We start from the raw sequence: 14,027 nt of genomic DNA, 5'->3' as shown, positions 1-14,027 counted from the left end.
CCCATCGAGAATTGCTGGTCAAAAATCAAAGGGATATTGCGGACGATAGGAGCAAGAACTTATCGAGCCTTGGATGAAGCGATTACACTAGCCTACCAACAAGTGTCCTCTCAAGACCTTCTTAATTGGTTTACTCACTGCTGTTACTGTACTTCATCTATTTGAGAAACGCTATAATTAATAGCAATAACTTTTAAAAAGCCAATCAAAAATCAGATAATTTAGTCAAGATGCCTGAAGAGCGAAATTTCAAACCGGCGATGGAACAGATAGACTGATAAAAAACCTCTTACCCCCGGTATTGAATGTCTCGGTCTGAGAGTCCTTGCCTCAGCATTTGCATCGCCCGCCTAAAAGCCACTGCTTCGGCAGAACACTTTGCTATCTGGGTTCTCAAAGCGCCTTATCCCGGTGGATACGTCCATCACGATTGTATGTTGCCGGCAGACTTGAGCCAAACTTGGTACGCTTGGCAACAGCTATTTTCCTTGGAAAGTATACCCTTGCCGGTTGCAGCCACCCAGTCGGCTACAGTAATTCCTGCCATTCCCCTAGCATCTGCCGGCCAAACAAGCAGTTACAGCGCACGCCTGATGCAACAACTGGGGTTAAGCCTCTGGCAATGGCTGTTTGCCGGCGTTATTCAAAACAGTTTCGCCCAAAGCCGAGGCATTGCCATTGGACAGGATAAACCCCTGCGACTGCGGCTGGAAATTCGCGATCCAGAATTAATTGCTTTGCCTTGGGAAATTATGCAACCCCAAGCCGGCCAACCGGCCATTTCTCTCAACCAGCAGCTTCTGTTTAGCCGCACCGTTAGTGATGTAGACCCCCTACCTAACCGTAACCCGGCTCAGTCCTTAAATATTCTGCTAGTTTTAGGAGAGGACGCCCTTGGTTCGGTTGGCGGACAGCAAAACCGGCTGCAACTGCAACAAGAAGCCGCCGCACTTGCTCAAATTCTAGAACAGTGCCCCCAAGCCGATATCACCGGCGAAGATACTTTTAGTGTCCCTTGCCAAGTCGATACCCTCATCCAGCCAACCCCAGCCGAATTAATCGAACGTCTGGAAAATGGCAACTACAATATCTTCTTTTATGCCGGTCATGGGGTGCCGGCTCCTGCTGGTGGCCAACTGCTGTTGCGTCCCGGCACCACCCTCAGCGGCACAGAATTGGCACAAGTCTTAGTTTCTAGTCGCGTTACCCTAGCTGTGTTTAATGCTTGCTGGGGCGCTCAAAGCGACCGCTACAATCATGCGCCTAGCCCTCGCAGCAGTTTAGCAGAGGTCTTGATCCATCATGGCGTCCCTGCCGTTTTGGCCATGCGAGACTCGATAGCCGACCAAGAAGCCTTAAGCTTTATTCAAGCCTTTGCCCAAGCCTTGGCGGAACGGATGCCGGTTGATCGAGCGGCAGCAGTTGCCAGACAACAGTTACTCACTTTGTATAAATTTAATCAGCCGGCTTGGACGCTGCCGGTGCTGTATATGCACCCAGAGTTTCACGGCGAACTGATCGAGCCGGTGGATGAAGTCTGTACAGAACTTCCCAAAAACTCTACCACCTGGATTGGGCAATCTATGCCGGGAGCGTTCTTGCGCCCCGTGGGTACGCTTGACAAAGTTTGGCCAATTCGCGGTGGTTTAATGCGGGTAGGCCGGCTTTGGGAGAACGACTTGGTCATTCAAGAGCGCTGGGTATCTCAAAGACACGCCGAAATCTTCTGCCGCGATACCGCCTCAAATGGTTATCCGTCACCCACCTACTTTCTGCGTGATTTTTCTCGTTATGGCACGCTCATTTTATTGCCGGCAGGTTGGCAAAAAATCCACCATCAGGAAGTCCCACTGCAATCGGGTGTTCAGCTAAAATTTGGCAGTTCCCAAGGTCAAACGTGGGATTTTGTGATTGACTCTCCTCAATCATCTATTCAAACCTAAACAGATTGGGGTAAAGTGCCCTTTATTGCGGAACGGGAAGGACTGAGGGTGTATCTACCCGTACCGAGGCTAATCCTTTCACGCACATAGCAGCCATTTATGACAAATAAACGCATTCGGCCTGAAAATTACCAGGATTCTCAATCGCAGGCTCAGCTAGAGCTGTTAGAAGCGCTCCTACTGGCTGACGTGACCTATCCGTGGAATCTAGCATCCCCTGAGTCAGAAACCTACTTGGCAGCTTTAGAACAAGAGTTTGTGCTTGAAGATTGGCCGGCAGACGAAGTGGAGGCGCGTTCCCAAGGTTTGTACACTCAACTAGAGCAATTGTGGCCTGTCGCAAATGTCGGCAGCAAGTCTATGCAACCCCTCAGCGCACTTGGCAACGATTTGCAGCAGCAATTTGCAGCCTATCTGCCGGCAAGCTGGCTAGAGACCATCGCCAACCAAGCCCAGCATTTGCTCTCAAGCAACCTTTCTGTTGCCGAAAAGCTCGTACATTGCGTGCAGCAGTTATTACCTCACTGGGCAGAAGAAGATTTACAGGTGTTAGCTAGACCGATCGCCTACGCCATGCGCGGCAGCGAAGTCGCCAGTGTAGAATCAACCCTTACTTGCACGCCTCCTGTACCTTGGGCAGAGCTATCAGAAATCGAACAAGCTCGCATCACTTTAGCAGTGGCTCGTTACGCTCTGACAAAATTACAAACTGAAAAATGAAGCGAGGAAAGTGAGAAGAAAGCCAAGCATAAAGCCTAAAAAATTAGATCGCTCTACCTTCTCACTTATATCTGTTTTGGTAACTCACGGTTCAGATACTGCCAACTCCCCAACTCAAGACTCACTTCCCAGAAAGGCGAGTCGCAAAATTTTGTAAGCGAGTGGGAGAAAGTGCCCTCGCTTTAAGAATAGCGGCTGCCAGAAAAGCGTAGGAAACCATCCCCACACAGGCTAATACCAGCACGCTGATGGAGCCGGTCGCATTCCACAGGGTATGAAGTCCAGCGGCTGTGAGGTAGCCCACTGCCAGAATTAGCCAGCGCTGATTAGGCTTGAGGACACTCAGACCGATGAAATACCCCAGATAGCCACTGTAAGCCATGTGGCCGGCGACAGAACCTAAAATGCGGGGAATGAGTAACTGCAATCCCGCCAGTTCCCCTAAGTCTTTTCCGGCTTGCAGGGTGACATTTTGAATAATCTCAGGAACGTACTGCCCTAAAGTTTCCAACAGGGTAAACCCTAAAGCAGAAGCCGTTCCCAACAAAATGCCATCTAGGGGTTCCCAGACTCCCAAACGCTCTCGCCAGGGAGATCGCAGCCAATAACCGATGAGAACAGCCCCTAACACCGGCAGCGCTTTGAGCAATTCTTCCATCAAGCCGGCACCAAAAAACATTCGCACTAATAGCGAAATGAAGCTCAGCGACTCATTGGCTGCCGGCAAACGTCCAGGCAGAATCTCACGAAATACCACAACAAAGCCTGTCAGGATGGGGCTTAGCAGGATTGCTATCGTCAAAAAGCAACAGCCTAAAAGCCACCACCAAGGCTTGTGCTTGCCACACAGTTGATAGACAAAGTAATACGCCACACCGCCCAAATAAGCTGCCAGCAGCAGGTTAAACGCCGGGGAGTTACCAATTGCAGCAAATAGCAACACTACGAAGGTAACGGTAACCGTCGCCGGCACCAAGTAAGCTTTGCTCCTCAATTCCCGGCCTGTTGAGAGAATGGGAAATAATTGGCTTAAGGTGACTGCCTCTGTTTGATTGGTGCCGGCATTCCCCACATTTCCTGCCGGCTGAAGCGTAACCAGTGTGGACTCAAAGATAAATTCTGGGCCATTGACACCCAGGGCAATTCGGTCGCCGGCTTGCAAAAACCGGCATCCCTGCAAGCGCTGGCCATTTATATATGTGCCATTCGCACTATTAAGATCGCAAACTTGCCACCCACCTGAATTTGAGCCGGCTTGAATTTGGGGCTGATAGCCAATTGTGGCGTGACGCCGGGACACACCGCCATACACTCCTGAATCCAAGATAATTTCACAGCTGGGTTCTCGCCCGATGGCCACCGGCTGTGTCTCAGATAGGGGGTAGAGGAAGGGTTGTGTGCCGGCTGCCACAGTCGTGTTCAGCTGGCGCAAAAATACACGATATTTCGGGTTGCCGGTCATTCCTATGAAATGCTGCGATCAACAGAACCAAAGCGTGAAGCGTGAAATACTTGCATCTCACGCTTCACGTTTAACCCTTCCAGTTTTCCCAGTTTATTGGTTGGCATTCGCGTCCCGCACAGCCGCATAAAAAAGTAACCCCACCGCCGGCACACTAATTGCCAAAATAATGCCGGTGACTGAACTCCCTAACTGGGGGTGGCCAGAAGACAGCTCAAAAATCGAACCCACAGCAGCAATCGCAGCCACACAGCACGCACCTAGAAACAAAGCACTTTTAGGAGTTCCTGTCATCATCACAAGCTAAAACCACAAGACTATCAAGAGCCTACCGCATCTAGGTTGCCAAGAAAATTCTGGAAAAAGAGAAACAAGTCAAAGCAAAGTGAAAAATGCCCTCATTGACAACAGACAAATCAAACAATCCTCACTTTGCACGTTGCACTTATGCCTAGACCCTTTACAAGGCAACAGGTTTAACAGCCCGATGGGAAAACTTATGCTTCGTTAGTTCCTCAGTTAGCGCTAGCTGATTTTCTACCCGATCAACAAATAGCACACCGTTGAGATGATCCATCTCGTGCTGAATTGCGCGGGACAACATCTCTGTAGCGATCATCATCTGGGGACGCCCCTGTTCGTCTTTATAGACCACTTCAATCATTTCTGGGCGTTTGACATCCATGTAAACCCCAGGAATACTCAAACAGCCTTCTTGGAACAGACAAACGTCGTCACTGTACTGCTTGATCGTTGGGTTGATCAGCACCAAAGGCGGTGTGGCTGGGTTATCCGGTTCGCAGTCCACCACAATCAGTTGTTTTTGAATCCCCACTTGGGGTGCTGCCAAACCAATGCCATCAGCGCTGTACATGGTTTGTAGCATTTCTTTTACCAGCTGGCGGATTTCCCGATCTACCTTGGCAATCCGTTTGGCATTTTGGCGTAATGCCCGATCCCCTAGATAGTGAATGTCCAGTGGGGGTGTTTTTAACTTTTTCTTCTCAACCAAAACTTCAGCACTCATGGGCTTTTTATCTTTCACTGTTCCCTTCAATCTTATCTTGACATTTTTCTAGCGCTAAGCCGGCAGCCTTCACTTCAGGATTTCCCCCCAATTTTTGGGACGGTTGCAACTTGTTCCCGAAGTTTCTCATTAATCTCACTTTGTGGTTGCCTCGGCGTGCAGGACAGTGGCGGTGCCGGTTGCGGTTGAAAATTCAGGCAATTTTGCATCTGCGAGGCTGTTTATTGCCGATGCTCAGGCCGGCACTCGCCAGTTAGGGAGCTATTTCCCACAATTTTGGGGAACTTTACTTGAGACGCCGCAGACTGCTCAAATGCTGCCAGGGAAAAGTTGGCATGACTACCATTTGGCTAGAGTTGCCGGCAACGTCTGCAAAGTTTTTGGTCGTAAAAGGCCACCCCATCAACCAGCAAGTTATTCTGAATAAATTGCACGTATTGAACTAGAAAGCAATGCGACAACTACACGCCAGAAAAAGGAGAGGCCGACACATACAGCAATTATTGCTTTAACGGCTCATGAGATGGCAAGTGGCTGTGAGATGGATTTATCCTCAATCAGCGAGGTTGCTGCCCAGCTATAGCGTCAGATGCCTCAACACACGCTATTTCTAACTTTTGAAATTTTATTAAATTTAATAATTGATTTTGATAAATTGAAGCTTTTATTGAAATGTATTTCACCTCAATTAAGAACGAGAGTTAGTTTTTATTCTTGAAAAATAAAAAAATTAACAACGAATTTAATAAACTATTTATTTGATATGTCTAAGATTTTAGTAGTTGATGATGATTTGACCATTCAGTTAGTTTTGCGGCACTTACTAGAGCGTGAAAATTGTGAAGTTAGGGTCGTTGGTGATGGAGAAGAAGCCTTACTCGAAGTCCACAGATGGCATCCCGATTTAATGATTTGCGATTGGATGATGCCCCGTCTCGACGGGTTGGAAGTATGCCGGCGGGTGAAAACTAATCCAAAACTGGCCACAACCTTTGTGATTCTGCTAACCGCACGGGAACAGGTGTCTGATCGCGTCAGAGGGCTAGATGCTGGGGCAGATGAATTTTTGACTAAACCCATTGAACCGGAGGAGTTACTGGCACGGGTAAGAGCCGGTTTGCGTTCACGGCAATTAACGCAACAATTAAGTCAAGCAAACCAACATTTGGCAGCACTGGTAGAAGTACAGCGCCGATTGCTAGCTTTTAACAGTGATGACAACTGCTACAACCAAATTGTAGAACTGCTGGGAAAAACTGCCGGTGCCAGCCGTGTTTATGTCGTCGAAAACTGCTGGAATATGGCAGGCACTCTGTTAGGAGAGGAAACTCATCAAGCGCCGATTGTCTATGCCCAATGGTGGGCTAATGAAGAAAAAAGTCAAGCAGAAAAAATTAAAATAAAAGATTCTAATCGTTTATTTTCTACTTTATGTCTGTTTCCTTCTCGGTGGGTAGAAATGCTAGCAAAAGGCGAGATTATTGCGGGGTCTGCCTCTGAGTTTCCCCCGGAAGAACGTCTCATTTTAGAGCCACTGGGTATTGTCAAAATTTTGCTTTTGCCTCTCACAGTTAATGGGGAGTTTTTCGGTTGTCTCGGCTTTGAACATTGCGATTGTTCAGAAGCTTGGTCTGCGTCAGAAATTGAGTTTTTACGGGCAGCAGCATCAGCTATTTCGCTGCATCAAGAGCGCTCAAAGGCTGTGTCAGCACTCCGGGAAAGTGAGGCTCGGTATCGGGCTATTGTTGAGGATCAAACTGAACTTATTTGTCGTTTTGCGCTGGATGGCACGGTGACTTTTGTTAATGACGCTTACTGTCGGTATTTTGGCGTAACTCAAGAGGATTTGAGAAATAAATCTCTTGTGCCGCTGATTCCTGATATTGAGCGTAATCCTTTTAAATATCCCTTTATTTCTCGCGAACAAAAAGTCGTTTTACCTTCAGGAGAAGTTCGCACTCAACATTGGACAGGTCGCGCCATCTTTGACTCATTAGGCCGCTTTATTGAGTATCAAGCTGTAGGCATAGACATTACGGAACGCAAGCGAGCTGAAGAAGAAACGCTGAAAGCACTTGCTAAAGAAAAAGAACTAGGCGAACTTAAAAATCGCTTAATCTCGATGGTTTCCCATGAGTTCCGTACTCCCTTGACTACTGTACTTTCTTCTGCCGATTTACTGGAATATTACCTGCAACAAGAGCCATTTGAAAATTCTGACAAAAAGCTCCTCGAATACATCCAGCGAATTCAAGTAGCTGCCGTTAATATGACAGAATTGTTAGAAGATGTTTTGTTTATCGGTCGTACAGATGCCGGCAAACTTCCTTTCAATCCTCTGCCGCTGAACTTAACACAATTTTGCAGTCAGTTGGTAGCGGAAATCCAGCTTTGCGTGACAAGCAACCACAAGATTCATTTTGTAGAAATTCACCCAAATATTCTCACAACCTCTGATGTGCCGGCTTGTATGGACGAAAAGTTACTGCGGCAAATTCTCAGCAACTTGCTCTCTAACGCGCTTAAATATTCTGCTGAAGGAGGAGAGGTTCGGTTGGAACTGATTTGTCAGGAATGCGAAGCAATTTTTCAGATTAAAGATCAAGGCATTGGTATCCCAGATGAGGATATCACTCATCTATTTGAGTCTTTTCATCGAGCTAAAAATGTTGGCAATATCGCTGGGACGGGTTTAGGATTAGCAATTGTCAAACGGTGTGTAGATTTACACGAGGGTGAAATTTCTGTGGCAAGTAAGGTTGGAGTGGGAACCACGTTTACTGTGACGTTGCCGCTGATGCCGAAGCGGTAATTTTATATTTTTTATGAATCTATTAAATAAGAATTTAATAATAAATCCTTATAAAATGTCGGCTTGAGTTTCTTCCTTCATCCATTGGCGGGTGCCAAAAAATTGACAGGAACGGGAGGCAACTTTCGCAGATAATGTTAGGGCATTGGTAAAATTCTCTTGGAGAATGTAGTGGCAAAACGCGCCGTGAAAAATGTCACCGGCACCCAGGGTATCTACAGGTTTAACTGCCGGCACCGGCACCTCACCGATCTCGCCCAGACTAAAATATTGAATTGATTTTTCCCCGTAAGTAATAGCGATGTGGGGAATTCCTAGCCCCTGAAGATAAGCAAAAACTTCTTGAGGCCGGCAGCAGTTGGGAGGATGAAAGTTGGCTGAACAAATTACATAATTTACCAAAGGTAATATTTCTTCAAAACCTGCTTTCCAGCTTCCCCCATCAACTACGATTGGGATATTTTTTGATTGAGCTTCCTGAGCGATGACTTTACTGATTTGCATTTGATGGCCATCGATTAAAATAATACTAACATTTTCCAAATCCAGTGTCGGCAGTTGTTCAACAGCAATTTGTGATTGAGTTGCGTTGATAGAAACAACAGCCCGTTCCCCGGTGCTTTGAGTAACAATAATCGAAGAAATTGCGGGAGGATCAATCCGCTTGGGATCGGAATCTGCAATTTTCACGCCATGACTTTCTAAATCAGCGCGAATCAATTGGGCGATTGGATGAGCGCCTACAACCCCCAGTAATGTTGCCTGATTGCCCAAGTGGCTGAAGGTTATGGCAGCATTGGTAGCAGGGCCGCCCGCAGCAGCCATGTAATCGGAGGCCACAATTTTTTGATTGTTGTGAGGAGGACTTGCCGCTAAATAAACTAAGTCCAGAGTTGATAATCCTACGAACAGTCCGTGCCTAGCCAATTGTGCGCCCACGATTCAGTTTCAACCTCTTCTACCAGCTTCGATTTCGGCTGCTAACATTGATGGTGATATCAACGATTAAACCCGCAAGCCTTTCTAACTATCGTTCACCGGCAAATTGATAGAGAGTCGGCTTTTAAAACCAGCGGATATAATAAGTTAATAATTATATTATCTGCTGCGTAGAAAAAACAAAATTTTTCACGAAGAGTGAATTTAGAAAATCTTTGTTTGCCAGAAGTCAGCCTTCAAATGGCTATTCTCAAAGCATAAAATCCTGTCCGGCTGAACTCAGAAATTTGTCCCAACCCCAAGCCTGGGTTGCCTTCGATGTTGGAACTCCTAAAAAACATTTTTTTCTTGAACCCGTTGATGCCGTTCGGTTCTTACTTAGCCTCGGCCTTTATGCCCCACGGGCACTGCTATCTCTGGAAGCCAGAGTTAGTGGGGGTACACTTCCTGTCAGATTTTCTGATTACCCTGGCCTATTATATAATCGCCCTCAGCCTCGGCTACTTTGTCCGCCAGCGGCATGATGTGCCTTTTTCCGCGATGTTCTGGCTGTTTGGGGCGTTTATCGCCGCCTGTGGCACCACCCATCTGATGGAAGTCTGGACGCTGTGGCATCCAAGTTACTGGCTGTCGGGGGGCATTAAAGCGGTTACAGCGACCGTTTCCCTGTACACGGCTGTGGCACTGTTTCCCCTGATCCCTCAAGCACTGGCACTGGCGAGTCCTGCCCAATTAAGAGCAGCTAACGAAAAGTTGGCTCAAGAAATCAAAGCGCATCAGCGCACGGAGGAGGCGTTGCGAGAGAGTGAAGCCCGCTTCCGCTCAATTTTTGAGTCCGCCGCGATTGGCATTGCCCTGGGAGACTTGGAAGGGCGGATTTTAGAGACAAACTCCGCATTCCAGCAGATGCTAGGTTACAGCGAGAGCGAGCTGCGCGGAATAGGTTACCCAGCATTGACTGCCCCTGACGATCTCCATGCTGATGAGGCATTTTACCGGCAACTCGTGGCAGGGGAACGCGACAGCTACCAGCTAGAGAAGCTATATATCTGCAGTGATCGGCAGCTAGTGTGGGCCAATCTCACGGTTTCGCCCATCCTAGACGCTGAAGGAATGCCGCAATACACCATTAGCATGGTGGAGGACATCAGACAGCGCAAGCAGGCACAGGAAGAGATTCGCAATTTAAACGCAGAGTTGGAAGCACGCGTAACCCAGCGAACTGTACAGTTAAGGATTGCCAACGAACAATTAGAAACAAGGGCGCGGCAGCAGCGAGCGGTAGCCCAAGTGGGCCAGCGAGCACTAGCCGGCGCTGAGCTTTCCTGTCTGATGGATGAAGCAGTCACGCTGGTTGCCCAAACGCTGCAAGTTGAGTATTGCAAGGTGTTGGAACTCCTGCCAGGGGTGGGCGCGTTTCTTTTACGAGCCGGCATCGGGTGGCAACAGGGGCTAGTTGGTTACGCCACAGTGGGTGCGGATCTCAATTCTCAAAGCGGTTACACCCTGCAAGTGGGTGAGCCGGTGATCGTTGAAGACTTACGTGAGGAAACGCGGTTTACCGGACCAGCGCTGCTGCACGAGCACGGCGTAATTGCCGGCTTGAGCGTAACGATTGCCGGTAGAGATCAGCCTTTTGGGGTTCTGGGGGCACACACGCGCTCCCACCGGCAGTTTACCCAAGATGACATTTATTTTCTCCAAGCTATCGCCAACGTCCTCTCTACAGCCATTGAGCGCCAGCAAACCGAAGCGGCGCTTTGTTCAAGTGAGGAGAAGTTCCGCCAGATCGCAGAAAATATTGTCGAGGTCTTTTGGATCGCAGCAGTTGGCAAGAATCAGCTCATTTACATCAGTCCGGCTTACGAAAAAATTTGGGGACGTTCCTGTGCTGAGTTATACCAAAACCCGCAGACTTTTCTCGACACTATCCATCGAGAAGATTTGAGATCTTTCTTAGCTGCTAGCCAAAAACACCGTCTGGGCCAGTATTTTGATCACGAGTATCGAATTATCCGACCCGATGGCTCAGTGCGCTGGATCTGGACAAGAGGCTTTCCCGTTAGAAATGAGGCGGGAGAAGTTTATCGCACTGCTGGAACTTTGGAGGATATCACCGAGCGCAAACAAATGGAACAAGCGCTATTTCGGGAAAAGGAACTCGCTCAAGTTACATTGCAATCGATTGGGGATGCGGTGATCACGACTGATGCGCTTGGCAAAATTGTTTATCTCAACCCAATTGCAGAAAAGCTCACCGGCTGGAAAATCGAAGACGCCAAAGGAGTGCCTCTAATTGAGAGATTCCGCATTGTCGATGAAACGACACGAGAGCCGGCGGAGAACCCTGTGGAAACCGCTTTCAAAGAGCGGCGTATTGTGGGTCTTGCTAACCATACCCTACTGATTTCTCGTCATGGAAAAGAATACGCGATTGAGGACTCTGCCGCTCCCATCCAAACCAAAGATGGACAAATTTTAGGCGTAGTTTTAGTGTTTCGAGATGTCACGGAACGGCGTAACTTAGCCCATCAATTATCTTGGCAAGCCAGCCATGATCCGCTAACGGGACTGGCCAACCGTCGGGAATTTGAGCAATATCTAGAGCAATGCGCGGTTACGGCTACGACGAAAAACCAACAGCACACGCTATGTTTTTTGGATCTGGATCGGTTCAAAATTGTTAACGATACTTGCGGTCATGTGGCTGGAGATGAACTTTTGCGCCAAGTTAGCACACTGTTACAATCTCGCTGTCGCAAAACGGATATTCTCGCGCGTTTAGGTGGCGATGAATTTGCTTTGCTGTTAATGCAATGCTCCTCGGAAAAAGGCCAGCAAGTTGCCCAGACGCTGCTCGAAAGCTTTCAAGAATTCCGCTTTATGTGGCAAGAAAAAACGTTTAATATCGGTGCAAGTATCGGTTTGGTAACAATTAATGCCGAGCTGATGAGTCTGACGGCTAGCACCTCGACAGATAGCTTGCTAAGTGCGGCGGATGCCGCTTGCTATGCGGCTAAAAATCGAGGACGAAATCGCGTACATATTTATCAGCCAAATGATAGCGAGGTGGCTCAGCAGCGCAGCGAGGCACAGTGGGTAACGCGGATTAATAAAGCTTGTGAGGAGCATCAGTTCTGTTTGTATTTTCAACCGATTAGCTGTCTGACGGTTGGCTGTGAAGTGGGAGAGCATTACGAAGTGCTGCTGCGTTTGGTGGCAGAAAACGGGGACTTGATTCCACCGATGGCTTTTCTACCGGCTGCTGAGCGATATAACTTAATGCCAATGATTGATCGCTGGGTCATTAACAAGTTTTTTGCTTATTTGTCTTATGTCATTGGTCACGGTTCATTAGTGCCTGATGCGGGACAGTGGAGAAAAAATCAACCCCATAATCTTTATGCCATCAATTTGTCGGGGGCGAGTGTGAATGATGACGAATTTATTGATTTCTTGCAAGAGCAGTTTTCAATTTATCAAATCCCACCCCAGACGATTTGTTTTGAGATTACTGAAACCGTGGCCATCTCCAACTTAGCAAAAGCAGCACAACTGATTCGCAAATTAAAGGGTTTAGGCTGCCAATTCGCTTTGGATGATTTTGGAACCGGAATGTCTTCTTTTGCTTATCTCAAAAATTTGCCGGTGGATTACTTGAAAATTGATGGTAATTTTGTTAAGGATATCGCAGACGATCCGATTGATTTTGTCATGGTGGAAGCGATTAATCGAATCGGTCATGTGATGGGATTGAAAACGATTGCTGAGTTTGTATCTGATAATATTATTTTGGAGAAGATTAAAAGTTTAGGCGTAGATTATGCACAAGGTTATGAGATTGCTATGCCGCAGCGACTGCTCACAGTTGAAGATCAATGATTTAAAATTGAGAGCACTCGCGACTGTTAATTTTCGATTTTAAGACTTCATTTTTGACGATTCTAATGGAAACTGAACCAACGCCCAGCACACTTTATGTTGTGGGCACGCCGATTGGCAATCTGGAAGATATGACGTTTCGGGCGGTGCGGATTTTGCAGACGGTGGATGTGATCGCTGCTGAGGATACGCGCCACACCGGCAAGCTGTTACAGCATTTTCAAATTAAAACTTCACAGATTAGCTATCACGAACATAACCGGCAGCAACGCATTCCTCAGCTGGTTGAAATGATGCTTCAGGGACAGACAATTGCTTTGGTGACGGATGCGGGAATGCCGGCAATTTCTGATCCGGGATATGAGTTGGTTAAGGCGTGTATTGAGGCGGGAATTACAGTGGTGCCGGTTCCGGGACCGACTGCTGTCATTGCGGCGCTTTGTGCTTGTGGTTTGCCGGCAGATCGGTTTGTGTTTGAAGGTTTTTTGCCGGCAAAGGGTAAAGATCGGCAATCTCGTCTGCAAGCTATACAAACTGAATTTCGTACCATGATTTTATATGAAGCACCGCACCGGCTGCTGCAAACTCTACAAGATTTAAAGACTTTTTTAGGAAATAGCCGGCAGATTGTTGTCGCGAGAGAGTTGACGAAGTTGCATGAAGAGTTTTGGCGGGGAACGCTTGAAGAAGCGACTGCCCATTATGATGGGAATTTTCAAGTGAAAGGTGAGATAAGTTTGGTGGTTGCCGGCTGCGAGATGGAGGTGCCGGCAATTTCTGAGGAAACGCTCAAAGCGGAATTACAAGCGTTGTTAAATCAGGGAATTTCTCGTTCTGAAGCCAGCCGGTTATTGGCGCAGCAAACATCTCTTCCTCGACGGCAGATTTATCAGCTGGCTTTGACGATTTTGGATGAGAATGATTAGCGGGAGGATCAGGAATTTTTTTAACCACAGATTTCGCAAGTGAAACTGGAATCTGCTTTGCTTGTCATTCAAGTTCCACCTGCATCTACAGATACAGATGTTGGCGATAACTGGGGGGGCAGGGATAGGCAGATAAGCGCAGATGAATGTTAGTAAAATATTAAGTTTAAGAATTTTTTTTAAATTGAATCAACAATTAGCAGAAACAGAAAAATAAGGTGAACCGGTTGTGGGTGATTGGGCAGCTTAAGAACAATAAAACGAAAAAGATCAGAAGCAAAACTTTTGAAAATTTAAGCTTATATAATAAACTTAC

General features: G+C 47.3%; 11 protein-coding genes and 1 pseudogene. 7 read left to right on the top strand and 5 right to left on the bottom strand.

Translation table 11 applies throughout. The features are described from left to right. The 3 genes and pseudogenes from H6F56_RS26525 to H6F56_RS21725 form a co-directional block, all read left to right on the top strand. Positions 1-165 (top strand): annotated as a pseudogene (locus tag H6F56_RS26525) (IS630 family transposase); the annotation flags it as partial. Between the two features lie 140 nt (positions 166-305). Next, positions 306-1,943 carry a CHAT domain-containing protein gene (locus H6F56_RS21730; protein ID WP_190672662.1) on the top strand — a complete coding sequence of 546 codons (1,638 nt, stop codon included), beginning with the start codon at positions 306-308 and terminating at the stop codon, positions 1,941-1,943. 99 nt (positions 1,944-2,042) lie between these two features. Continuing rightward, positions 2,043-2,663, top strand: coding sequence for a hypothetical protein (locus H6F56_RS21725; RefSeq protein WP_190672658.1), 621 nt, complete (start codon positions 2,043-2,045; stop codon positions 2,661-2,663). Positions 2,664-2,784: 121 nt separating this feature from the next. On the opposite strand, the gene H6F56_RS21720 is transcribed toward H6F56_RS21725, so the two are convergent. From H6F56_RS21720 to H6F56_RS26985, 4 genes are all read right to left on the bottom strand, one after another. Further along, on the bottom strand, positions 2,785-4,125 hold the full coding sequence (locus H6F56_RS21720; RefSeq protein WP_190672637.1) for a PrsW family glutamic-type intramembrane protease: 1,341 nt from the start codon (positions 4,123-4,125) through the stop codon (positions 2,785-2,787). A 93-nt stretch (positions 4,126-4,218) separates the two neighbouring features. Then, positions 4,219-4,422, bottom strand: a complete 204-nt coding sequence (locus H6F56_RS21715; protein ID WP_190672634.1) for a hypothetical protein — start codon at positions 4,420-4,422, stop codon at positions 4,219-4,221. 163 nt (positions 4,423-4,585) lie between these two features. Beyond that, the gene (def, locus tag H6F56_RS21710; protein WP_190672681.1) at positions 4,586-5,152 is read right to left on the bottom strand and encodes a peptide deformylase; all 567 of its coding nucleotides are present in this window, start codon (positions 5,150-5,152) and stop codon (positions 4,586-4,588) included. A gap of 7 nt (positions 5,153-5,159) precedes the next feature. Next, complete coding sequence (locus tag H6F56_RS26985) at positions 5,160-5,282, bottom strand: hypothetical protein (RefSeq protein ID WP_255513766.1); 123 nt, start codon at positions 5,280-5,282, stop codon at positions 5,160-5,162. 12 nt (positions 5,283-5,294) lie between these two features. On the opposite strand from H6F56_RS26985, the gene H6F56_RS21705 reads away from it, so the two are divergent. Continuing rightward, the gene (locus H6F56_RS21705) at positions 5,295-5,579 is read left to right on the top strand and encodes a hypothetical protein (RefSeq protein WP_190672631.1); all 285 of its coding nucleotides are present in this window, start codon (positions 5,295-5,297) and stop codon (positions 5,577-5,579) included. Between the two features lie 336 nt (positions 5,580-5,915). After that, positions 5,916-7,964 carry an ATP-binding protein gene (locus tag H6F56_RS21700; RefSeq protein WP_190672627.1) on the top strand — a complete coding sequence of 683 codons (2,049 nt, stop codon included), beginning with the start codon at positions 5,916-5,918 and terminating at the stop codon, positions 7,962-7,964. Between the two features lie 48 nt (positions 7,965-8,012). Here the strand turns inward: H6F56_RS21700 and H6F56_RS21695 are convergent, their stop codons facing one another. After that, on the bottom strand, positions 8,013-8,891 hold the full coding sequence (locus tag H6F56_RS21695) for a sugar kinase (RefSeq protein ID WP_190672678.1): 879 nt from the start codon (positions 8,889-8,891) through the stop codon (positions 8,013-8,015). A gap of 372 nt (positions 8,892-9,263) precedes the next feature. Here H6F56_RS21695 and H6F56_RS21690 point away from each other — a divergent pair, with 372 nt between their 5' ends. Then, entirely contained in the window at positions 9,264-12,785 is a 3,522-nt protein-coding gene (locus H6F56_RS21690) for a PAS domain S-box protein (RefSeq protein WP_190672625.1), read from the top strand. 65 nt (positions 12,786-12,850) lie between these two features. Beyond that, positions 12,851-13,711, top strand: coding sequence for a 16S rRNA (cytidine(1402)-2'-O)-methyltransferase (gene rsmI / locus H6F56_RS21685; protein ID WP_190672621.1), 861 nt, complete (start codon positions 12,851-12,853; stop codon positions 13,709-13,711). The last annotated feature ends 316 nt before the right edge of the window (positions 13,712-14,027 follow it).

The organism is Microcoleus sp. FACHB-672 (assembly GCF_014695725.1).
Classification (GTDB): domain Bacteria; phylum Cyanobacteriota; class Cyanobacteriia; order Cyanobacteriales; family Oscillatoriaceae; genus FACHB-68.
Note: the sequence above shows the minus strand (reverse complement) of the source record. Positions and strands in the feature narration are given on the sequence as shown.